The 22,608-nt window shown below is 67.3% G+C and carries 20 protein-coding genes; 9 read left to right on the top strand and 11 right to left on the bottom strand.

Annotated elements, in window-relative coordinates; translation table 11 throughout:
• The first annotated feature begins 280 nt into the window (after positions 1-280).
• The gene (locus HNR73_RS36590; RefSeq protein ID WP_184792656.1) at positions 281-1,051 is read left to right on the top strand and encodes a class I SAM-dependent methyltransferase; all 771 of its coding nucleotides are present in this window, start codon (positions 281-283) and stop codon (positions 1,049-1,051) included.
• Here the strand turns inward: HNR73_RS36590 and HNR73_RS36585 are convergent.
• Complete coding sequence (locus HNR73_RS36585) at positions 1,035-1,787, bottom strand: DUF5131 family protein (protein WP_184792655.1); 753 nt, start codon at positions 1,785-1,787, stop codon at positions 1,035-1,037. The genes HNR73_RS36590 and HNR73_RS36585 overlap by 17 nt on opposite strands.
• A gap of 906 nt (positions 1,788-2,693) precedes the next feature.
• Between HNR73_RS36585 and HNR73_RS36580 the strand changes: the two genes are divergently transcribed.
• The 5 genes from HNR73_RS36580 (at position 2,694) to HNR73_RS36560 (ending at position 6,848) form a co-directional block, all read left to right on the top strand.
• Entirely contained in the window at positions 2,694-3,371 is a 678-nt protein-coding gene (locus tag HNR73_RS36580) for a hypothetical protein (RefSeq protein ID WP_184792654.1), read from the top strand.
• Positions 3,372-3,550: 179 nt separating this feature from the next.
• Positions 3,551-4,141: a hypothetical protein gene (locus HNR73_RS36575; RefSeq protein WP_184792653.1), complete on the top strand. Its 591-nt coding sequence runs from the start codon at positions 3,551-3,553 to the stop codon at positions 4,139-4,141.
• Between the two features lie 12 nt (positions 4,142-4,153).
• A complete protein-coding gene (locus tag HNR73_RS36570; protein ID WP_184792652.1) occupies positions 4,154-5,413 on the top strand; it encodes a tetratricopeptide repeat protein in 1,260 nt (419 codons plus the stop codon).
• Positions 5,414-5,452: 39 nt separating this feature from the next.
• Positions 5,453-6,061: an ATP dependent DNA ligase gene (locus HNR73_RS41080; protein WP_184792651.1), complete on the top strand. Its 609-nt coding sequence runs from the start codon at positions 5,453-5,455 to the stop codon at positions 6,059-6,061.
• A 556-nt stretch (positions 6,062-6,617) separates the two neighbouring features.
• Complete coding sequence (locus HNR73_RS36560; RefSeq protein ID WP_184792650.1) at positions 6,618-6,848, top strand: hypothetical protein; 231 nt, start codon at positions 6,618-6,620, stop codon at positions 6,846-6,848.
• Positions 6,849-6,908: 60 nt separating this feature from the next.
• Here HNR73_RS36560 and HNR73_RS36555 read toward each other — a convergent pair whose 3' ends face one another.
• The 4 genes from HNR73_RS36555 to HNR73_RS36540 form a co-directional block, all read right to left on the bottom strand.
• Positions 6,909-7,217: a hypothetical protein gene (locus HNR73_RS36555; protein WP_184792649.1), complete on the bottom strand. Its 309-nt coding sequence runs from the start codon at positions 7,215-7,217 to the stop codon at positions 6,909-6,911.
• Positions 7,218-7,249: 32 nt separating this feature from the next.
• Complete coding sequence (locus HNR73_RS36550; protein ID WP_184792648.1) at positions 7,250-7,789, bottom strand: hypothetical protein; 540 nt, start codon at positions 7,787-7,789, stop codon at positions 7,250-7,252.
• 198 nt (positions 7,790-7,987) lie between these two features.
• Complete coding sequence (locus tag HNR73_RS36545; RefSeq protein WP_184792647.1) at positions 7,988-9,472, bottom strand: pentapeptide repeat-containing protein; 1,485 nt, start codon at positions 9,470-9,472, stop codon at positions 7,988-7,990.
• A 367-nt stretch (positions 9,473-9,839) separates the two neighbouring features.
• Positions 9,840-12,563: an FG-GAP-like repeat-containing protein gene (locus HNR73_RS36540; RefSeq protein WP_184792646.1), complete on the bottom strand. Its 2,724-nt coding sequence runs from the start codon at positions 12,561-12,563 to the stop codon at positions 9,840-9,842.
• Between the two features lie 355 nt (positions 12,564-12,918).
• Here HNR73_RS36540 and HNR73_RS36535 point away from each other — a divergent pair, with 355 nt between their 5' ends.
• Complete coding sequence (locus HNR73_RS36535) at positions 12,919-13,380, top strand: site-specific integrase (RefSeq protein WP_184792645.1); 462 nt, start codon at positions 12,919-12,921, stop codon at positions 13,378-13,380.
• A 1,219-nt stretch (positions 13,381-14,599) separates the two neighbouring features.
• Positions 14,600-15,235: a helix-turn-helix domain-containing protein gene (locus HNR73_RS36530; RefSeq protein ID WP_184792644.1), complete on the top strand. Its 636-nt coding sequence runs from the start codon at positions 14,600-14,602 to the stop codon at positions 15,233-15,235.
• A gap of 90 nt (positions 15,236-15,325) precedes the next feature.
• On the opposite strand, the gene HNR73_RS36525 is transcribed toward HNR73_RS36530, so the two are convergent.
• The 5 genes from HNR73_RS36525 to HNR73_RS36505 all read right to left on the bottom strand — a co-directional run bounded on the left by HNR73_RS36525 (position 15,326) and on the right by HNR73_RS36505 (position 20,066).
• Positions 15,326-16,483, bottom strand: a complete 1,158-nt coding sequence (locus HNR73_RS36525) for a pentapeptide repeat-containing protein (protein WP_184792643.1) — start codon at positions 16,481-16,483, stop codon at positions 15,326-15,328.
• A gap of 233 nt (positions 16,484-16,716) precedes the next feature.
• Entirely contained in the window at positions 16,717-17,946 is a 1,230-nt protein-coding gene (locus tag HNR73_RS36520; protein ID WP_184792642.1) for a pentapeptide repeat-containing protein, read from the bottom strand.
• 367 nt (positions 17,947-18,313) lie between these two features.
• Positions 18,314-18,898: a hypothetical protein gene (locus HNR73_RS36515; protein WP_184792641.1), complete on the bottom strand. Its 585-nt coding sequence runs from the start codon at positions 18,896-18,898 to the stop codon at positions 18,314-18,316.
• A 280-nt stretch (positions 18,899-19,178) separates the two neighbouring features.
• Positions 19,179-19,610: a hypothetical protein gene (locus HNR73_RS36510; protein ID WP_184792640.1), complete on the bottom strand. Its 432-nt coding sequence runs from the start codon at positions 19,608-19,610 to the stop codon at positions 19,179-19,181.
• 141 nt (positions 19,611-19,751) lie between these two features.
• Positions 19,752-20,066, bottom strand: a complete 315-nt coding sequence (locus HNR73_RS36505) for a hypothetical protein (protein ID WP_184792639.1) — start codon at positions 20,064-20,066, stop codon at positions 19,752-19,754.
• 983 nt (positions 20,067-21,049) lie between these two features.
• On the opposite strand from HNR73_RS36505, the gene HNR73_RS36500 reads away from it, so the two are divergent.
• Entirely contained in the window at positions 21,050-21,304 is a 255-nt protein-coding gene (locus tag HNR73_RS36500) for a hypothetical protein (RefSeq protein ID WP_184792638.1), read from the top strand.
• A 357-nt stretch (positions 21,305-21,661) separates the two neighbouring features.
• Here the strand turns inward: HNR73_RS36500 and HNR73_RS36495 are convergent, their stop codons facing one another.
• Positions 21,662-22,594 (bottom strand): peptidoglycan-binding protein, encoded by a 933-nt coding sequence (locus tag HNR73_RS36495; protein WP_184792637.1) that lies wholly within the window; start codon positions 22,592-22,594, stop codon positions 21,662-21,664.
• Between the last annotated feature and the right edge of the window lie 14 nt (positions 22,595-22,608).

The raw sequence follows: 22,608 nt of genomic DNA, 5'->3' as shown, positions 1-22,608 counted from the left end.
CGGGACGGAGAGGAGAGGGCGGCCCGGTGGCAACACACGCTACCGAGGGTGCAGCGCGCACCGCGACGGCGCGTTCGCCTCTCCAGTCGTCTAACCCGAATTGCGCTCGCTCAGTCACGGCCATGTCATCGGTGCCGCTACTACTTGCGCGCTCGCGGAAGGAGTCCGCGACGGCGTGGACACGCGTTCAGAGGTTTCCGGCTGATCACACCCGCTGCCCTACGACAAGCTCGCCGCGGTTCTGCGCGGACCTCGGTTGAGAGGGTGGCCTCCGACGGAGGTGCTGCTCAACGTCAGCGCGGACCTGACGCGTCGCAATGTCGGCGTGCTGCTGAAGAACTCCGTCAACGGGTCGGACGAGGCACCGCAGCTGCCGTTCGCCGAACACGGTCTCGAACTCGAGACCGAGTCGCCGCGGCGCCGTACCAGTACTCCGGCTTCCTTTCCCACGCTCGATGCGGTCTTCGGCGACCAGGACTGGCAGAGGCTCGGCCTGGACGCGCTGAGCGCTCGCACACGCAACTTCGAGTTCGCCTCTGAGAGACTCCTGCACGCCTACGCCGCCAAACTGGCGCGGGACTGCTCGATGCGCAACATCACGGTTCCCGTGCGGCGTCGAGTGAGTCATCAGCCGGTTTATCACCTGGTGTTCTTGACCCGCAAACCGTACGGAACTTGGGTCTTCGCCGACGCCGTCGCCCGTGCGCGCATGAAGTGGCTGGCGCGTCTGACTCCCGACGAGTTCGCAGAAGAAGCGGCGATCTACACGTTCCAGTCGACCGTGAACGAGCACATCAAGGAAGAGCAGGTGCACGCACAGGCCACGATCGAACAGAACATCCTCGGCCTGGTCGGGCGGAGGCAGAAACGATGCAAGCTGCTGGACGTGGTCACCACCGCTTACGGGAGTGCCCACGGCATCGCGACCGAGACGACGCTGAGCAAAGCGGTGCTGCGGTTGGCGAACCAGGGCGCGATCTCACTGCAACGCGACGCCAAGACGAAGATCCGCGACTGGATGGTCGGCCCGGCGGTCAGGCCCTCTGCGTGAGGGGCTCAGGCAACTCGTCCCAGGTCCGCTCGTCGAGGGTGCGGCCGTTGGCTTTCGGCGTTTGGCCGCCCCACTGCTTGAAGAAGAACGGCACCGACACCGCCTGGCACTGATCACGCAAGGACCGCAGCCACGAGGCTTCGACAGGGCGCGCGGACGGACCCGACTCGCCTCCAGCGATGAGCCAGTCGACGCCCGTCAGGTCGAGTTGGCCCAGGTCCTCCAAGAGCGGCTCGGCGGAGACGAAACGCACCGCGGCGGGCACTGCCTTGAGATCGTCCAACCTGTCGGTCTGCCGACGTGCCTCGACGCTCACGCCCATCCAGACGTTGGCCGGCCATTCCAGGCCGCCCGCCAGTCGGCGAAGCCGCGTCGCCCGCTTGGTCAGCAGCTGGAAGTTGTGCTGCGGGCAATCCTTTATCACGGCGAAGACCTCCCGGACGAACGAGATCGGCACCCTCGCATGGAAGAGATCGCTCATGGAGTTCACGAAGACCGTCCGAGGGCTTCGCCATCGACGCGGGATGTCCAAGGCGTCCGGATGGACGGTCACGCCGAAGCCCGGCCCTGACGTTCGCGGGTCGCCGTCGTTTTGATACTTGGGCGAACCCATGGCCTTCAACCGTTTGGCCAGCGTGAGCGCATAACAGTGGTCGCAGCCCGGGGAAACCTGGTCACACCCCGTCACCGGGTTCCAGGTGGCATCGGTCCACTCAATCCCGCTCTTGTCGGCCACTGCGCCTCCTCTTCAAGACGACTGTATGGAACACGCGTTCGGAATGGAAGAGGATGGGGCACGGCCATCCATTGTCCACACTTCATCGGCCTGCGTACACCACGACCAACGACCAGAGCCGATGATCGTCACCCATCACCGGCACCATCGAACGCTGGTGGGGGCATGCGCGGAGGTAACAGTCGTCATCTTGTACTCAGTCTGATCTTCCGATGGGCAGCACCCGCACCTAGCTCCACGTCCCCTAGGGTGCCCGGCAGCTGCCCCCTACGAATCGGCTAAACCTGCGAGACTCGCCTGGAAGGTGACATGGACGTCGACGGGCACGATGCCCGCTTGGCCATCTTCCACGTCCGCGCCGTCTGATCCGGCCCACCCCGCTCGGTGGCTCGAAGGAAGGACTGCCAGGCCCTGTGAAAGCACGGGAACGAAGACGTGGGACGCTCCCGCGCCACTCCCGTGGTGCGGGACCGCGAGGTGCGCTGCGCCCCCTGTCCTGGCCCGCCTTGTGGGCGTCGGGCGGGGTCGGGCCGCCGGCGAAGGACGTGAGGAGCTTCTGGGCGGCATCGCTGTGGCCGACGAAGATGGTGCTCGGGATGATCGCGGCGAACCCCGCCCGGGTCTTGACCTCCTCGGGGGTGAGGTAGCCGCCGTCGGCGACTTGGAGCGTCGAGGCCGCGGCTACCCGACGACCTTCGCGAGCAGAGTGACCTCCGGTCGTCGTCCATCGTGATCTGGTCGACCGATCCGGGTCGGCGAGGTGCCCCTGAGGTACTGGAACGAACTCGACGGCCCCACCGAGCTCGAATAGCGGGGGTGCTTGGCCGGCGCCTCGTTGCCTGGCGCGGATGTGACGTGAAAGGTTAAGGTCCCCGTGCCCGTTACCGTGGAGAGAGAGGGAGTCCGATGCCCAGGGCCGCCGCGATCCAGCCCAATGAATGGGCGACGACACACAAGAATTTCGCCTCGTTCGACATCGGGGCGCTGAACGGGGTCGTGCTCGACTACGCGCTTGTCGAGCTGACGCTGGCGAACCGCTGGTATCGGCGCACGGCGCTGGGGAAGTCGGTGACCGTGGCCGGTTACAGCTTCACGGTCATCAGCCTGATCGCCTCGGTGGGGCTGGGGATCTTCATGCTCACTGGCGCCGTCGACAACGAGGCGCTGTTTCCGGTGGTGTGGGTGGGTGTCGGACTGTCCTGCGGTGCGCTTCTCGGGTTCTTCGTGCCGTGGGTTCTCACGCCGTATCGGCAGTGGGACCGGACTTTGCACGGCATCGCGGTGATGACCATCGTGATCGCGGCGCTCTCGCTCGGGGCGGCGCTCATCCGGCGATGGGACTACGCCTCGAACACAGTGCTGGCCGTGCCCTTCGTGCTGTTGCTGGCGTTCGCGATCGGCGTCATGATCGCCCATGTACGGCTTCGGAGCACCGAGAAGCCCCCGGTGGTGAACGTCGCGTCATTGTCGCCGAGGGACATAGAGATCCTGAGGAAGGCACGCCGGAGGGCGCTGGTGATCCTGCGGTCCCGAAACGTCGTGTCGTACAAGGACTTCAACGGCTACGACAACGCTCCATTCTGACCGGGTCTGCTCGAATTTCGAGGGTTCGGTTCGTTGTTCCCGCTGCTGGAGGCGATCGCGGCCTCGACGGGCAAGCCGGGAGGGCCCACCGTGGGCATACATACCTCGATCGCCTGCCCGATTCCGGGGTTGAGGAGGATCGGCGCAGGATAAGCCGATTGCTGATAGCGTCGCGCGGCGTGTCGTCCACCTTCGAGGCTCCCGGCGACCTCCTCGTCGCAGAACCGGCGGTCCCGAGCGGGATCCTCATCGGCTACGGCCATGTGTCGACCCGCCAGCAGAACCTCTCCGCCCAGACCGACGCTTTCAAGGCCGCCGGGTGCCGACACGTCTTCATCGACACCTTGTCGGAGAAGAACACCGAACGGCCGTGGCTGTTGACGTGCGTGGCCTGCGAGCCGCGTGCGTGCCCGGTTCGTTGTGGTTCCCATCGCGCTGCTCAACGCGGCAACCTTCATTGTGGCGCTGCGGGCGGCGAGCGCCACGGATTCGTGGACCGCGCTGCTGCCAACGGTAGCCGGCGGGATGGGCGCTGGAGCGGCAGCGGCGCCCGGTGCACGTGCGGAGCCAAGACGGCCGCGGCGACCGAGGGGTTCTCCGGCGCCGACATCGCCCACGTCGCGAAGGCCGCGCTCCAGCAGGCACTCAGCGCGTCGATGGAGGCGGGCGCGGTCACGCCGTCGACGGCGTCGTGGTTCGATCAGGTGGCGCCGGTGCGGAGTACGACGCCGACGACGGCACCTTCGAGCAGCTGCGGACCTACCGGGTGAAGCGGGGAATGCATGAGCCATCAGGAGATGGAAGCCGTCGAGCGGGACATGCTGCTGGGCTGGGAGCTCTACCGGGCCAGCCCCACCCATCCCCAGATCGAGCGCATCGCCCAGCGCCTCCAGGCGACGAACCCCCGGAGGAGCGACATCCGGATCCTCCTGGCGAAGCACCGCTGGGCCTGCGGCCGGGTCGCCGAGGCCCGCGAGATCCTCCAGGCTGTCGTCGCCCTGCGCGACGAGCGGTCCCTGGACGCGGCACGGGAACTGCTCAGCCTCGAACACCACGACGGCGACATCGCAGAAGCCCTGCGCTGGGCAGAGTACGTACTGCGCGAGGAGCAGGACCGCTGGTTCGACTGGATGGAACTCGGCGGGATGACCGCTCTCAACGGGGCCTTCGAGGAAGGCTGGCGGATCCTCGACGACGCCGTGGCGATGTGCGCGCGCACCAGCGCCGGCTCGCTGCCGCTGGCGCTGGTGCGGCGGGCGCTGTACCTGCTGTCGAGCTGCGCGCCGCCGGCGTTGTTCGTCCCGGCCGCCGAGGAGGCCGTGAGCGCAGACCCGTCCGACGAGAACATCGGCGGCCCGCTCATGTGGGCCTACCTGCACGAAGGCCGCTTCGACGACGCCGAGGAACTCGCGCTGCGGATGCTGCGGCTGGACCCCACCAACAAGGCCCTCTCCCAACCCTTCGAAATGATGCGCAACCTACAGGCGACACTCGCCGAGGACGCGCGGACCCTCGACGAACTCCACGGCACTGGCCTGTTCGAGCGGCTGTGGACCCAGATGCGCGACCGCCGACTCGGCCTGGACCTCACCGCCGCCCTGGCCGCGCTCGACGAGGTGATGCCGGCCGAGTTGCGGGCCGTGCTGAAACCGCCCGTCGACAAGGAGACGGCGCGGGCTGGAAGCATGTCCACCGAGATCGCGATGTGGCACGCCGGGCAGGCGCCCGGGGCCGGGGCGGCCTGGGGACTGCCAGGCGACTTCCGCCTGATGTCCGCCGAGGAGATCAAGGCGATGGACGACGCGATCGAGGCCGACCCAGACGCATACCCGCAGTGGCGAACCGTCCAGGTCGACGAGTACTACGACCAGTTGATGACCGACGACGCCGGCGCCTACCTCGTCGAGCTGATGACCGGCGAGGTCGTCATCCGGCAGCCCGGGGCCGCCGACGAGCGGATCGCGGAGAGCCTGGCGGACTTGTTCTGGCGCAGGGTGGCGGCGTTCGGCGGGCACGACCCGCGTCCGCGGGCCACGGGCTGAGCCGCGTCACCGCTTGACCGTCCATTTCCACCACGTGTAGTGGTACTCGCCTTCCAGGCGGTGTCGGTCGCCGTGGATCTGGCCTCGCGCACGCAGGTGTGGGCCGCTCCCGGAGTCGCCGCTGGAGTAGTCGTCGATCAGACCAAGCTCCTCGACGGCCTCGGGCTCGATGGTGCGCACTGGCAGGTGACGGCGCAGGCCGATGACGCCGCGACGATGACGGCGGTGGCGCGCCTGCACGGCCTAGAGGGCGTGGTCGCCAAGCGCCTCGAGGCGGCGTACGGGGGCGGGGCCTCCCACGACTGGATCAACGAGAGGTTCAGTGAAGTCGTGGACATGGTCGTCGGCGGGGTCCGCGTCGTCGGACAGCGGCGCGTCGAGCTGCTCGTCGGCGAAGAAACCGCCGACGAGGGCCTCGTCTCCCGGGGGGCGGTGACCGTGCACGGCGACGGGGTCGACGACCTGCCCGGCATCCTGGAGCGCCTGGCGCGGCCGCGGCCGCCGTTTGCTGGCGGCGTGCCGGGCGACCACGCGCGCGGCGCGACGTGGCTGGACCCGCTCGTGGCGGTCGAGGTCTCCTACACCGCGCTTACCCCGCAGGGACGGATGCGCGGCGGGCGCCTGGCCCGGGTCCGCCTCGACCGCTAGATAGAGCCGCTAGTCAGGGCCCCGCCCGTGTCCTCTTCACCTTGTCGATCGCTCTGCAACTTGCAGCTGCATATTGCAGAACGTTCAGGGTGGAGGGGAACAGGAGATGCGTTGATGGTCCCATAGACGTACTGCTTTCCAGGCTTTGTCGAACTGTCCTGACCTGGGAGTTCACAGGAGACGTGGTCTTCCAACAGTTCAATGTGAGCGCGGTTTGAACATACGCGGCTCAGGTTCACGTACGCTGATTTTCACTGCCGTCCGATGAGGACGGTACGCAAAGGACGGCCCCGCCGGTTCCCGCCGGCGAGGCCGCTCGATGCGTTACGTATCAGCCCACTCGTCCCCGGGTCCTGGTGTCCCTCCAACACCCTCGGGATGGGTCTCACGCCACCACCACGCTCTAGTGCGCTGTGATAGTGGCAGAAGGAAGTCTACGTGTTTCAAAGTGAACAACAACGCCGCTACGTTAAAAATGGCGTGGTCGTATGAACCTAGAAAATACGATCGGCGCAACGGTCGCGGTAGAAGAATTCGGTATTGGAGCGGCCGTATCGTGAGCGGTCCGCTGTTTTCGCTGCGTACGGCGCTGGTGCTCGTCATCGCAGCGGTCGCTGGCCTCGTGGGCGGCACGATCGCCTACGTCGCCGACCCGAACCTCGCGCGGGCGGCGCTGTACGCCGTCGGCGCCGCGGTGGGGGGACTCCTGCTGAGTCACCAGCTCATCGGCCCGGAGAAGCCGTCGGACACCGACCGGCATCCCGGTGCGGGCACGCCGTCGCCGTAGGGCGTCGCACGTGCACGAAGGGGCCCGGCCCTCTGGCCGGGCCCCTTCTCGTCGGCGTGCTCAGGTGGTCAGGGTGCGGGTCATCGTGGCGGGGTCGGCGGTGAGCACAACGCGGATGGTCTGGCCGCGGACGAGTTCAAAGACGCGGGCGGTGGGCGTGGGTTCGACGACGTCGAGGCCGGCCTGGTCGAGCGCGGCGCGCCAGTCGGCGGCGGTGCTGATGCTGTCGGCGAGGCCGACGATGGTGCGCCCGGTGGCGCTGATCGCCCACACCAGCGGCGCGAGTTTGCGGGAGTGGACTTCCCTGCGCAGGACAGTAATGGCGTCGAGGGCGTAGCCCTGCTGCTGGTAAGTGGTCATGACCGGCATGGCGTTTCTCCTGTTCGGGGGCGTGAGGAGGGCTACTGCTCGATGCCATAGCGGGAGATCGCCCAGGTGCGCACGCGGGCGGCGGCCTCGCTGGGCAGGGTGGTGACGACGCGGGCGAGGACGTCGGCGCGGGTCTCGTCGGCGGCCTCGGTAAGGGCGTTCATGGCGGCCAGCTCGGGGTCTGCGGCGACGGTGGGCCCGGCGAGGGTGGCGCGGACGTAGGCGACGTCCTCGTCGCGGTAGGCGGTGCGGACGCCCGACGGGCTCAAGCGGGCGGCCCGGCCGAGGGCTTCGAGGCTGTGGCGGCGGCCGGCGGCGAAGTGCCGGGCGTAGGCCAGCACGATGCGGCGCTGGTGCTCGGCGCCTTCGATGGTGGCGGCCAGCCGGGCGAGGGCTTCCAGGATCGGGTCGGCGTCGCCGCCGTCAACTGCGGCGGCGAGGTCGTGTTCGTACCCCCAGCGTTCACCCTCGACGTGGTCGAGGGCCTCGTTGTACGCCTCGGGCGGTGAGACGTGCTCGGGCTTGGGGTCGGGGTGGAGAAGGAGCGCGATCTGCTTCACGGTATCGACCATGCCAGCGATTCTAACAGACTTTGCGACAGTCGTATAATCAGCAAGTCTCTCAGACTATGCGATCATCGCTGATTTGTGCTTGCGGACGCCGGCGTCCGGTTCCGTCGCTGGCTCCGCATCTGCGCAGTGCGGTGCAGCAGGGGACTCGGGCGTGCGGCCGAGGTTCTTGCCCGGGTCTGTCGGCTCCGGGCTGTGGGCTTAGACGCCCTCGGCGGCTTCGTCCTCGGGGCCTTCCCACAGCAGCATCAGGTCATCGGTCATGGCGTCGCGGGTGAACACCGCCTCGCCGAACCAGGCGTCGCGAGTGAACACCGCATCACTGAACCCGGCGTCGCTGGCGAACACCGCATCACTGAACCCGGCACGGTTTCCGAATATCGTCACGTGGGACCAGTCGTCGTCACTGGTGAACACCGCCTCGCCAAACCCGGCGCGGCCAGCGAACACCGCCCCGACGAACCCAGCGCCGCTGGTGAACACCGCCCGGTGGAACCAGGCGCGGCCGGTGAACACCACCATATGGAAGGCACCTCCTGTGAACACCGCCCCGCCGAACTCGGCGCTGCTGGTGAACATCGCCCCGCCGAACCCGGCGCCACTGGTGAACACCGCCCCGTCAAACCAGGCATTGCCGGTGAACACCGCCTCGCCGAACCAGGCGTCGCTGGTGAACACCACCCCGCTGAACGAGGCGCCGCTGGCGAACACCGCCCTGTCAAACCAGGCGCGGCCAGTGAACACCGCCCCGACGAACCAGGGATCGCCAGTGAACACCGCCTCACCGAACCAGGCGCTGCCGGTGAACACCACCCCGCCGAACCGGGCGCGGCCTCTGAATGTGGTGTTGGTGAAAGTGGCATTGGCGATCCAGCAGTCGTCGAGGTTGATCGCTGGTAGGCGGGTGTTGCTGAGGTCGATGTCGAGGGGGCCCCAGAAGGTGGCCGTCACCGGGGGCGGCGTGATCCGGGGCTTGCGTTCTCTGTGTGGTCGCGGGTCGCGTAGGCGGGCGGCAAGAAGTTCGGCGATGGTGGTCTGGACGTGGCGTTCTTCGCTGCTGATGGTGGTTTCGCGGGGTGGTTCGGGTTCGTCGTCGGGGCCGGGGTTGGTGGGCTGGGGGTTGGTCATGCGCAGGTAGGAGCACCAGAGGTTGACGATGACCTGGCGGTGTCTGGGGTGTTCGCGGCCGAGCCGGTCGAGGGCGTGGACGCCGCCGAGGCGGACGGCGGGTTTGTCGCTGCCGAGCTGGTCGACGGCTTTCATGTACAGCTCGGTGATGCGTTTTTGGGTGGCGTCGTCGCGAGTGTCGTCGGCGACGTCGACGCGGTGGTCGTGTTCGCGTTCCTGCTGCCATTGGCGGCGGGTGAACAGCGCGAGGGTGATCAGCCCGCCGAGGCCGGCGACGATGGAGAAGGCGATCCGCGCGGCAGTGAGCCGGTCGGTGAGCGGGGCACCTGTGGCGAGGTCCATCAGCCACCACACCACCGCCCCGCCGATGACGGTGAACAGCACGGCGGTTCCGGTGATCCACCGCCTCCACCGCAGCGGCCGCCGCACCCGATCGGGCACCGGCGCCGAAGTCGTCTCCCGCCGGGCGGTGTCGCGGCCGGTGCCGTCCGGCTTGCTCGTCAAGACCACCCATGCCCGCCGGACGCGTCCCGGCGGGCGCTTCCCCCCTTGTGCCATGGCGATGACCCTGCGCGACCGGCTGCCTCGATCACCATCGGCCGAACAGCCCGACGCGCGCGGAACCCCGGTTCTGTCGCTGGCTCCGCATATCCTCCCCATACGCGGAGCCAGGAAACCCCCAAAGTGGACAGTCTGCCAGCGCCTGCGCGGCCCACGACCCGACATCCTCACGGGGTACGCCGCTCAGCGGCTCTCCGCGCGGAGCTGTCGCAGCCGGAGGTGGCGCCTTCATCGCCGCGGTGGCCTTCCTCCACACGATGATCATCCACAAGTAGACCCGTGGGGCGGTATTGGACGTACCGTGGTCAGGGAGACCACCTCAGGTCCTGGCCTGGCTAGGTACGGACCGGGGCGTCGACTCGTCCTAGGCGAGAGCCCCGAATGCGTCGTTCTTCTCCTCGCTGCCAGGGATGCCGGTGGTGTCCTGTGAGAAGAACTTCGCGCCGGTGCCGGTGATGCCGCTGGCGTTGCCGTACAGGACCGTGAGCGCGCCCGCACCGGAATCCTCACCCGCGGCGCCGACCAGTAGCGACAGGTGGCCATTGCCCTTGGTATCGGCGAAGCGGAGCTCAGCACCCCACCGGTCACCGGCCTCATTGCCGCCGGGAACACCGGGTGAGTCCTGGCTCCATGCTTGGGCGCCGCCGTAGGAGAGACCGTTCGAGTCACCCGGGATCACGGTGATGAAATCCTCGCCGGCGCCGTAGACGACCAGTTCGTCGCGACCGTCGCGGCTGCTGTCACCGGCGGTGATGGTCGCGCCCCAGTTGTCCTCGGCGCCGGGGTTGCCCGGCAGGCCGGACGACTTCTGAGTGAGCTCGACCGCGCCTGTCGTACCGATGCCGGTGCCGTCGGAGTACAGGATGGTGACGGTTCCGGCATCGGCCTTGCGTTTGCCGTCGGTGCCGGTCACCGGTGCTCCGGGCGCGGCGACGGCGAGGTCGTCCTTGCCGTCACCGTTGAAGTCGGCGAGGATGACCTGCGCGCCGAACTGGTCGGCGGAATCGCCCTTCGATGTGTTGAAGGAACCGGGCGAGCCCGGGACACCTGCAGTCGATTTGGTGAGGCGCTCGACCTTCTGCGGAGCCCTTGTCGATCCGAGGAACAACGTGACCGAACCGATCGGCGAGCCCTTGACGTCGTAGTCGTCGACGGCTCCGACGGCCAGGTCATCGAGGCCGTCACCGTTGATGTCCCCAGCGTCGAGGGAGTACCCGAACCGGTGATTCTGCGACATGTCACCCAGACCCGAGTACTGCGAGCTGAGACCCATGTCGCCACCGTTGTACACATACAGTGAGTTGGCGCCCGGCCCGCCCACGGCGAGATCGTCGCGGCCGTCACCGTTGAAGTCACCTGCCGCCAGAGAACTGCCGAATCCCCACTCCGCCTCGTGGTAGGACGGATAGATTCCAGCGACGCCCGTGGTGAGCAGCCCGCTAGCCGAGCCCTGGAAGACGAAGACCTCGCCGACGTTGGAGACCGAACCGATGTCCTCGCCTGGCGCGGCGACCGCGATGTCGGCGTAACCGTCACCGTTGAAGTCACCGAAGACTGTGGCGTGCCCGAAGCGGTCACCATCCTCGTTGGCGCCGATGACGCCGGTCGTGTCCTGGTGAATCGCCTTGTTTCCCGCAGTGGTCACACCAGTGGACGAACCGTAGAGGAGATGGATCTGGCCGGTGTCGGTGTCGTCGCCGATGTCTTCGCCCGGCGCGCCAACCACGGTGTCGGCGTAACCGTCACCGTTGACATCTCCGGGCAGGCCGCGCATGACGACGCGCACGTCCGCCTGGACGGAGGTGTGCTCAGCGTCGCCGGTATAGGAGAAGCGGTACAGGACCCGGCCTAGGATTCCCGGCGTGTCCTGGAAGCTCACGGCACCTTGAGCGTCGGTCATGACGGTGCCCAGGTTATGGGTTCCGTTGGCGCCGAAGCGAGTCACCGCGAGAGCCGTCGGCACGCCGGGACCGTATTGCAGGTTGCCGGTGACGTTCACGGTCCCATTGCGCGGCACCGAGACCGGAGCCCTGAGGCTCAGTCGGGTCGCGTAGGTGGTGGCCAGCTCGAAGACTGACAGGGTTGCTTTTTCACCCGAAGAGGCGACGAAAAGTTCGCCGCCATCGGTGAGCGCGAGGCCCCCCGCTCCGATCGTCAGGGCCGGAGAAGTGACGTCACGGATCCGTGCGCCTGTCTCAGCGTCCCAGATCGATGCCGTTGCGGTGGTCCCGAACAACAGCCTGCTGCCAGTGGCGATGAAGCGACCGTCCGGGCTGACGGTAGCGGCCGTGGCTGTCATGGACGCGGGAGGCGATGAGGCAGGCAATGTCCTGATGAGTTGAAGGTCAGCAGTGCTCAAGATCCTGGTCCCGGCGGCGCCGCAGGGAATCGCGACCTTGTCGCCATCGGCGAACAGCGTGGGACGGGAACAGGGGGTAAGACCCATCGGGCCACGGGAAGAGACCACCGTGGGGGTGTCGCCGGTGACGTCGTATACGCGCAATACCCCTTGCGTCTCACCGGTGTCGGCGCGGAGCAAACGGTCAGGTTGGTCGGGTAGGGCGCTCAGCACACTGTTTGCATGGGTTTCGGCCAGGGCGGATCCGACCTCGCCGGTCGTGGGGTCGTAGGAACCGAGCGATCCACCCGTCGTGCAGTCGCCGTCGCGGTAGGAGAACCAGAGCTTTCCACCGGTGTACGCAGCTGAGATCACACAATGTTCGGCCGTCAGCGGGTGATGAGTCACGGCATTGGACTCGGCGTCGATGGCGGCAAAGGATGCCGTCTCCCGCTCGGTGACGTAGATCGTCGATCCGTCCTCGCTCGGCGACAGTTCGCTCGGGTTGGTGATGCCGGCGATCGTTTGAAGGACCGTCCCAGTGAGGTCGGTGACCACGACAGCGTCCGGACCGGTCTTGGCGAGGAAGACCTTTCCGCGGGCTTCATCGACCATGACGTCGGTGTAGACACCGCCGGGTAGGGCGACGTGACGCTCGGGCGGATCGGCCGCTGCGGGCTGAGCGGCGAGGATGGCACCGGTGGCGGTGATCGCGCAGGCGAGGGCACCCGCCAGAAGGCGTCTGTTCATGTGTGGCTAGTCCCGTGGGCTGAAGGCCGGGTGGGCTCCCGGCAGCGCAAAAGTACCAGCGCACATTGAGACGCCGCAGCGCTGCGGATCACGCCTCAACGACCGACGGCCTGGAAGCCTTCCTCAGCGCACCGAATGATGATCATGTGCCTAGGTTGTGCCTGGCTTGTGCCGCCTTGAACCAGCTTTTCGCTTTGCGTTCATGTAGAACTGGCGCGACGACGCCCTCGTAGAGGACACCGCCGGGCGGCCGGCCGCCCTCGTCGACGCCGACCTCGCGGTCGTGCCCCTGGCCGACCTCGGCGACCGGGCGCTGCTGCTGAGGTTCGCGTGAGCCGCGCGCCGCTCGGAGCTGGTGCACCTGCTGGTCGGGGACGTCGTCGATGACGACGACAGCCTGGTCGTGAGCATCCGGTCGGAGAAGAACAGTCACGCGATCCGCGACGTGGCGATCCCGTACGGGACGAACAGGGAGATGTGCCCGGTGCGGTCGTGGCGGCGGTGGCGCGACGCCGCCCGCCTCACCCCGGGCGAGGCGGCCTTCATGCGGATCGACCGGTGGGGGCGCCTCGACCGGGTCGCGATGACCGGTGAGGCCGTCGGTGACCTCGTCACCCGCCGCGCGAACCTCGCCTCGGCCGACGGGATCCGCGGCCACTCCCTCCGGCGCGGGCTCGCAACCGAGGCACGCCGCGCCGGCCGCGACCGCACCGCCATCGCCCGCCAAGGCGGCTGGTCGGAGAAGTCCGGCAGTCTCGACGCATACCTGGAGACCGTCGACCGGTGGACCGACAACGCCACCGCAGGCCTTCTTTAACCACATACATGGAGGCGACTTCCATATCGGACATCGCTCGGGCGTAACGAACCCAGGTTGTGTCACCGAAAATCTTGGAGTTCGGGCGTCCAACGATTGGCCAGTCGAACGCGATGGCAGCAGTGCCCATCAATGGCGTTCGTTTGCGATTGCCGTGCCACTGGTGGCGTTGCCGCGCCTGGGGTTCAGTCCTGTCGGTGCGATGCCGCGGCGGACCGCCAGGCGCGCCTGGCGGCGGCGATAGGTCCTGCTGAGATGACCACAGGGGCCCTGCCGCGCAGGCTGGGTAGCGCTCACCTTGAAGGCAGGAAGGTGTCGGTGGCGCTCCAACAGCGCGCAGCGTGGTCAGGTGCATCGCTTCCCGATGGAACGAGCGCTTGGGAAGGGCCGGGCGCGAGGAGGTCAGCACGGGGCGCTGGTAGTGGTGATGGCCGATATCGCTTGCGTCGGCGGCGCTGACAGCGGTCGTTTGTCTGTGGGCTGATCAGGGAAGTTGGCCGGCCATCCGTTGCAGCGGATAGGCCGGCCGCCGAGTCCTGTTCCGAACCAAGGGAACGGGCGTCTCGAATGCCAGGCCACAGACCACCTATCGCCAGGTCAAGGTGCACGCTTGCGGCTTGGCCCCTGATAGCTGCGGTCTGCGGGTTCAATCTGAAGCATGCATCTCCACAACGACCATCGCCAAGAGAAGTTACGCAACTTCCGAAAGGCCTCACAAGAAAAGCGCCGTGACCTGCATAAACACTAGATGATCCTCGGCAGAATTTCTGACACAACTCCTTTGTGGACTGTTGTCCTGGTTGATCCTGTTTTTCTGAGCCAGCTCGGCGGCAGGATCGCGCAGCGTTCATGCAAAGTTGATGGCGGTGCAGGTGTTCCTCCCCGGTATGGGTTGCAGCCCAAGGGAAGGCCGCTTCGCCGAAGTCGGTTCCGAACCAAGAGCGGGCCGCCGGCCAAGGCTGGCGGCCCGCCGTCACCGAACGGAGTGTCCTTTGTGGACCTGAACGACCCTGGGCGTCCTACGCCCGAATGGGGCTCTACCTCGCCGTCATCGCACTGGTGCTGATCGTGTTCGGCTTCGCCGTCGCGTTCTACAACCTCAGCGTCGACAAGGACATGGTCGCCATCGGCGGCTTGATCAGCTCGGTCCTACTCGCCGTCGGCGGGCTGGCTGGGTCATGCGCCGCCGGCGTCGCCTCTAAGGTCCCGGACAGCGATCATGGCGCGGCCCTACACGCCGCTCGGGTCCGGTCCGCTCCACGAGTTCGCACAGCAACTGCGCGAACTCAAGGGGCGGACCGGTCTCAGCTTCGTGCAACTCGCCGACGGCGCTCCGTGCTCGATGGCGACGCTCTCCCGCGCGGCCCGAGGGGAGAGGCTCCCGTACTGGCCGACGGTGAAGGTCTTCGTCGAGGTCTGCGGCCGCAACCTCGGTTACACCGAGAAGCAGATCGAGACCGAGATCGAGATCGACGAGTGGCAGGCTCGCCACGAAATCGCCGACGCGGCGGTCCGCGAGATCACCCGGCTCAAAGCTCAGCACCTCCTCGACACCCGCCGCCTGTCGCAAATGGCGGACGTCATCGCACGCACCCACCGTAGTAGCCGACCCGCCCCACACACGCAATTCGCGGCGGCTCTTCGGACTCAGCAACTCAGCGTCGGCATGATCAACGAGCAACTCGCCAGACGCGCTGGGTTCAGCCTGCTAGACGTCTTCCGCATACTCTCGGGGGGCGTGTTGCCCAGCTGGGCAACCACCAGGCGCCTCGCCGCAGTAACCAACGCTGACCTCGCGGTCCTTAAGCCCCTGTGGGAACAGGAGCGGGAGAACCTGACGCACCGCTCCGGCTGAGCGAGGATAACCAGACCCGCAAACCGAAACCGCAGGTCCCGACACATTTCATGGTCACGGTATTGGACCTCACCGTGACCATGAGACACCTCAGCCCGCGTTCGGCTCCGTCGCCTCGGTGGTGGCCGGCGGCGGGTCGGGAATGCGTTCGAGGGGCCGTCCATCGCCGCCGTCGGCGGCACCGACCCGCCACCCCGCCGGCCATGCATGGTTACGATCCGGGCGCAGCACCCGCGCGCCTTCAAAGTTGACCTCGGCGCCCCCGGTGAACGTCGCCCAGCCGAACCCAGTGTCCCCGGCGAACGTCGCCCCGCCGAACCAGGCGCCCCCGGTGAACGTCGCCCCGACAAACCCGGTGTCCCCGGCGAACGTCGCCCCGACAAACCCGGCGTACCCGGTGAACGTCGCCTCACCGAACCCGGTGTCCCCGGCGAACGTCGCCTCACCGAACAAGGCGCCCCCGGCGAACGTCGCCCCGCCGAACCTGGCGTCCCCGGCGAACGTCGCCCCGCCGAACCTGGCGTACCCGGAGAACGTCGCCCCGCCGAACCGGACCGTGCCGAGGTGGCAGCCGGTGAGGCGGAAGTCGTGGAGGTGGGCGCCGGTGAGGTCCATGTCCATGACGCCCCAGAATTCTCCGGTCGCCTTGGGGTTCTTCTTCTTGCGCTGCTTGTCGGGTGGTCGCAGGTGGTGGGCGATCAGGCGCTGGACGGTGGCGCGGACGTGAAGTTCCTCGGCCGGCCATGTCGGGCCTGGCTCGGTGGCTGCGGCCGGTGCGGCGCCAACGATGAACACCTTGGGTGTGGACGTGGCGGCTGGGGACATACGGAGGTAGGCGCACCAGACGTCCATGACCGCGCGGCGGCGGCTCTTGTGTTCCTGTCCGAGATCGTCGAGGGCGTGCAGGGCGCCGACGCGGACGGCGGCCTTGTCGTGGCCGAGCTGGTCGACGGCCTTGACGAACAGTTCCTGGGCGCGCTTCTGGATCGCGTCGTGCTTAGTGTCGGCTGCGGTGTCGCGGGCGTGGGTGAGGTTGTCGGCGGCGACCTGCATGCGGTGCTTTTGGTCGGCAAGCTGGCGGACGTGTTCTTCGCGGGCGAGGTGCTGGCGGTGCATGACCGTGCCGAGGGTGAGCAGCCCGCCGGCGCCGACGGCGGCCGCGGCGGCCACCTGAAGGATCCTGATCTGCTGATTGAAGGCCTCAGCGCGGTCGGCGGACTCCTGTGCGGCGATCTCCGCTGGGGTCATACCTTCCGTTGACACCTCGACGGGCGGCTTCAACAGCACGGCGGTGAGCCAGATCCACAAGCCGACACCGACGACCAGCGGGACAAGCAACAGCAGAAGCAATACCCACAGCGGCCATCGCCGCTTGACAGGCTGGTTCCCCCCAGAGTCCATACCCGGCAGCGTCCCCTGTGACCTGCAAGGTCACCATCAGCCGAAACGGTATGAGGACGTTACCGTGGTAATGGGACAAGTCAGGTCCCGCCCGGCTCCTGCACCTCGGTGGCCAGCGGGTCCGGGATGCATACGAGGGGCAGGCCTGTCACGCCGTCGGTCGCACCGACCCGCCACCCCGTCGGCAACACGTGCCCACGATCGGGGCGCAGGACCCGCGCCTCAGCAAAGTCCGCCGCGGCGTTCCCGGTGAACGTCGCCTGTTCGAACCAGACGTTCCTAGAGAACGTCGCCTTGTTGAATCTGGCGTCCCCTGCGAACGTCGCCCCGCCGAACCAAGCGCCCTCGGAGAACGTCGCCGCGCGAAACCAAGCGCCCTCGGAGAACGTCGCGTCACCGAACCGGACGTCCCCGGAGAAGGTCGCCTCACCGAACCGGGCGTCCCCTGCGAACGTCGCCTCGCGAAACCAGGCGACCCCTGCGAACGCCGCCATGTTGAACTCGGCGTCACCGGCGAATGTCGCCCCGCGAAACCAGGCGTCACCGGCGAACGCCACCCCGGTGAAATCGGCGCTGCCCAGGCGGCAGTGGTCAAAGTCGAGGTCGTAGAGCTGGGCATTGGTCAGGTCGATGGCCATTGGGCCCCAGAATTCCCCAGTCGCCTTGGGGTTCTTCTTCTTGCGCTGCTTGTCGGGTGGTCGCAGGTGGTGGGCGATCAGGCGCTGGACGGTGGCGCGGACGTGAAGTTCCTCGGCCGGCCATGTCGGGCCTGGCTCGGTGGCTGCGGCCGGTGCGACGCCAACGATGAACACCTTGGGTGTGGACGTGGCGGCTGGGGACATACGGAGGTAGGCGCACCAGACGTCCATGACCGCGCGGCGGCGGCCTTCGTGTTCTTGGCCAAGGGCGTCAAGGGCGTGCAGGGCGCCGACCCGGACGGCGGCCTTGTCGTGCCCGAGTTGCTCGACGGACTTGGAGAACAACTCATTGGCACGTTTCTCGCTCGCGTCGTACTTGGCGTCGGCGGCAACGGCTTCGACGTGGTCTTGAGCGCGGGCCTGCAGAACCTGGCGATGTACCAGCAAGCTCAAGGTGACCAGCCCGCCGAACCCGAAGATGACCGACACGAGCGTACTCACGGCGGTAACCCTGGCTCGTGGATCGGCGCCAGCCACGTCGCTGAGCCAGCTCCACAACACCACCGCGACCGTGGCGACCACGCCGAGAGCCAACAGCGGACCCAAGGTCCACAGCAGCCATTTGCGGTTGCATCGCCACCAGCCCGACAGGTTCGCCCAGACCTTCTTCAACCATCCCGGCCCAACCTTGACCACGACGACCGGCGGCTTCCCCCCAGAGTCCATATCCGGCAGCGTCTACGGTGACCCGCAAGGTCACCATCAGCCGAAACGGCATGAGGACGCTGCCGGGCAACACCGACTTGAACTCGCTCGCGTTCGTTGCTCGCTCATCCACCTGGAACCGGCCCAACGCCCCGTCTGGAGGAGATCTGGGACAGCCTCCTCGCCCACATAGACGACGCTGAACGCGAAGGCCGGCTCGGTGAGGTCGAAGGATTCACAGTCAACCTGTCCGGCGCGGAAGACAAGCTCACCCGGCTCGACCGCATCAGCCGTGACGAACGTGCCCAGGCTCCTGGTCACGGTCATGGCGTCTTCATCGCCACATGGGGTTACGACTCGGCAGCCACGGGCCGAACAACGACTCGTACTCCTCACCGGTCTCCACGATGAGCACATAGTCGGGCTCAGTACTGAGCACCGCATCACGCAACCGAGCAAGCAACTCCGGCACGGGCGCAGTCTCCAAAGACAGCGCAGACACGGCTTGGGCGCGCCGGGATCGAAGGCCCGGCTCGTCCCTATGCTCATCACGCTCCAGATGCTCAGCCGCCACCTGCATCACCGCCAGATCCCCGCCACCGGAGAATTTCAGGCAATCCCACCACGACGGCAGCCCGACCAGAACCTCCAGGACTTCGGCGAGGTTCCGGCCAACAACACCGGCCTGCCCCTCAGAACCGGCGTACAGCACAGGGCGAGTCGGACCGTGATCACCGCACAGGAAGATCGTTCCACCGGTGAAGTCTCCGGCAATGCCCTCCAGGGAGAGCCCGGATGAAAACCGGACTGGCTCACCATGGTCCCCGCGCGTCAGATCGAACTCGCAGACACGCGACAACAGTTCGGTCAGACCTCGGTCCTGCCGGATGAAGTTCAGGAGGTCATCGTCGCTCCGCACGCGCGGACCATAGCAGCAAGTACTGACTCAACCGCCCTGGAGATCATGAGCAACCTGTCCAGAGCAGCGGGCATTTTCGTGATGCAGAGGCTTCCGCGTTGGCGCCCACAGGTGCCAAGTTCGACCCCGGTCGGTGCTGTCCTACGGCGGGCCGAGGCATGCGACTCCGCGTCGGGCACGTTAGTCCCGCTCTGCTTGGACTCGATGGATGCCGTCGAACAGGCGTTCGGGGCGGTTCGGCTGGGCGGCGGCGGAGCGCGTCGACGAAGGTGTCGTGATCTCAGGGTGACAACTCGACGAGGATTACATCGCGGTCATCGGCGACGGCCCGGCGCAGCACCTCCAGGAGCTCCTCGACGGTCTGGTGGAGGCGTGCCTGCCACCATTCGGGGCTCTGGGCGTACTCGGATCCCGCGAGGCCGGTCTCGCGCCAGAAGCCTGCGACCTCAGCCAGGCGTGGCAGCATCCGCGCGCAAGCCGCAACCGGAATCCGTCCGGTGTCGACGTAGCCGAAGTCGAGCAGCGGCCGCAGGGATGAGGCGATTGTGTCCCACGTCGTCGTCCCGCCGTGGTGGAGCATGCTGGGCAGATCGATGCCCTCAGCGTCGGCGAGCAGCTGGCGGAATTGGTGAATGACGCCGAGCCGGAAGAGCACGACCGGTGCCGGCGATCGGTCCTCGTCGCTGGGGAGGGATTCGACTGTCAGGTCCATGCTGAAAGCCTCCTCGCATCCGGGCTAGCTGTGCGTTGGGCGCCAAGGTGTCGCGGGTGAGCGCCGATCGGCGGTCCTGGGCGGAGCCGGTGTCCACGGTGTGACGGCATGGGGCACTGGCGTGGCGGCGGAGACGGATGTCTACTTCCCGCGCAGGCGCTCGATGTCGGCCGCCAGCACGATCATGTTGTGCAAGTGCGCGTAGTACTCAGTTGCGTAGGTGTCGTCGATCGCCGGGAGGACACTCTCGAACACCGATGTCAACTGCGTCAGACCAGCACGGTGTCGTTCACTCAACGGGCCCTCGCGGACGCTGGCAACGCAGCCGTAGGCGTCCGCATCGAGCATCACCAAGTCCTGATCATCGATCTCCAGGCCACGAAGGCCGGGCGGAAATGGCCTGGCCATGTGCTGGGCCATCATCTGCGAAAGCGCGTCGAGCTTCTCGTCGAGCATGAGGCACATCCTTCCAGGCCGGTTACGCGCCGGGCCTCGATCTCGGCCAGCGGCCAGTGGAGGCGGTAGAGGATCCGCTGCCGGGTGAGGAAGGGATGCCGGCAGGGCGACCGTAGGGGTGGAGGAGCAGTTCCAGGGGTGCCTTGACCTGCTCATCGGCGTCAAGGCCGATGCATTGCCGGGGTGCCGAGACACGGCCCCGAACCACCGGCGAATGGACCCGCCACCGCGAACCCAACGGGATCGTTGAGTACCTGTGCCTGGCCGAACATCGAGCAATGCACGAGCAACCCGCCGCGTAGCAGGGCAGCCTCATACCGAGCACATGCCAACTGCGATCCGTGCAGACTCGACGATTCCGCAGGTCAGCGGGCATGTCTCAGAATCTGTGCCTCAGCCTCATGCGACACACCGGCGCCGGTCTAAGAGTCCATGAGCCCGTTAAAAGTCCGCAGCTCTGCCATTGAGCTAGAGGCCCGGTTGTGCGCCGATGAGCATACCTGGGGGCGGGCAGGGCTGGTATCGAGTAGCGTTTCATGCCTATATCTTGCTTAGAATCCTATTGTGCTGGCGTTTCTTGGTCCCAAGCCAGTTCCGACACACGGGAGGCACGGCTTGGGGCCGTCAGCCGGTCGTGGCGGGTAATGCTGGGTGGTGACGGCTGCTGATGGGTCGTCCGGGCTTCCATCGAGCGTTTTTCGAGCGATCGCAGATCCACGGTGGATGACAGTTGTCCGGATCAGGTTCTGGCATGGAGTGGGTTCAGGTCACGCGCCGCCGGCTGACCGCTGCTCGAAGTCCTGCAATGCACGCAACCCGCTGAACCCCGGTCAGGTCCACCGCCGACACACGCTTAGAGCGAGCCTTGGAGCCACTGATGTGCGATCCATCCGCTTTCGGAGTTCCAGGCCAGGTAGCGTCCGCCAAGAGGTTCTGGGTCAGCCACAGGTCGGTGACATTCCCGGTCGCAAGTGCTGAGGTTCATGAACGGTCATCTCGGGACTGGCCGGCAGTCATGGCAACACCGTAACGACGCGAGCTCCAGAGCGGCCTCGGGCGTCGCGGGCGTCAGGGTGGCTGCGGTGATGCCGGTGTGGCTGTTCTTCTGGCTGGTTACTTTCGGCGGGTGGGTGGTCGTGGGGCACCTCGGGTTCGCGGTCGCGATCCACGTGGTGGAGTTCCGGTCGGCGCGGCTGGCGCGCCCGGCCGGGGTGGGCGAGCTCGTCGGGGCGCGGTGAGTCTTGGGGGCTTGGGGGTGGGTGGCTTGTGGGGTCGGTGCCAGGTCGCCTTTTGGGACGGTGCGGCGGCCTCCAAGATCTTCACGCATCCGCTGTACGGTCCATGGCTTGAAGGGATCGACCGGCACGCCGCGATACTGCGGCTGCGGTCGTGTCCTGCGGGTGAGGGTTTCGGCGAGCTCGCCGGTGTCGATGTCTCGGGGTTTTCGAGACGCTCGGTACGCGTGACGTCGCGGTGAACACGATGAGTGGGCATGCTTCGACGGGTGTGCAGTTTCTGCTGCGTAAGGCAACTGTGGCCGGGTAGTTGTGGTGGCCCGCCCCGGACCTGTGGTCCGGGGCGGGGGTGAGCTCGGTTCAGTAGAAGCAGCCGCTGGTGGGGAGGTTGCTCGCCGCCGGCGGGGAACCGCCGTCGTAGATGGCCAGCAGGAAGGGTTGCGGGCAGCGTCCGGCGCCGGCGTAGATCTCGATGTGCAGGTGGGGGCCGGTGGAGTTACCCGTGCTGCCCGACCAGCCGAGCAGTGTGCCGGGGCCGACGCGTGCGCCGTTGCCGACGTTGTGCCGCGACAGGTGGCAGTAGTAGTACGTGGCACCGTCGTCGCCGGTCAGGGCGTAGCCCAGGCCGCAGCGGGAGTTGTTGATGGTGCCGGCCACGCCGGAGCGGACGGCATAGACCTGGGTTCCGGTGCCGACCGGGAGGTCCAGGGCGGGGTAGTCGTGGTGCGGGTCGTCGTAGTAGCCGCGTCCGAGGGCACCGCGCGGGATCGGCAGGGAGAACCCGCCGCCGCCCGAACCCGAGCCGACGAGGCTCTGCCAGGTCTGCGGTCCGACGATGCCGTCGACGCCGAGTCCGCGCGCCGACTGGAACGACCGCGCGGCCGAGGCCGTGCCGGGCCCGAAGGCCCCGTCGACGGCCAGACCGTAGCCGTGGGCGTTGAGCGCCGTCTGGGCGGCGGCGACGGCTTCGCCGCTGTCGCCCTGCCGAACGGTGACGATCAAGCCGCCCCAGGTCTGGGCACCGACGATCCCATCGGCGGTGAACCCGCGCGAGGACTGGAAGTTCACCACGGCGCCCCGTGTCGCCGGGCCGAACGCGCCATCGACGTCCACGCCGTGTCCGCGGGCGCGCAGCAGCCGCTGCACGACCGACACCGTCGAGCCCGTCGCTCCCTGCGCCACGACCGGCCAGCCGGCCGCCGAAGCCGACTGCGCGGGTGCGACGACCATGACCGAGACCGCCGCTGCCACGACGGCCAAAAGCACAAGGCAACGGCGAAGTCGTCCTGTCATGAGACACCTCCTCA

It is taken from the genome of Phytomonospora endophytica, from assembly GCF_014202425.1.
GTDB classification, from domain to species: domain Bacteria; phylum Actinomycetota; class Actinomycetes; order Mycobacteriales; family Micromonosporaceae; genus Phytomonospora; species Phytomonospora endophytica.
Note: the sequence above shows the minus strand (reverse complement) of the source record. Positions and strands in the feature narration are given on the sequence as shown.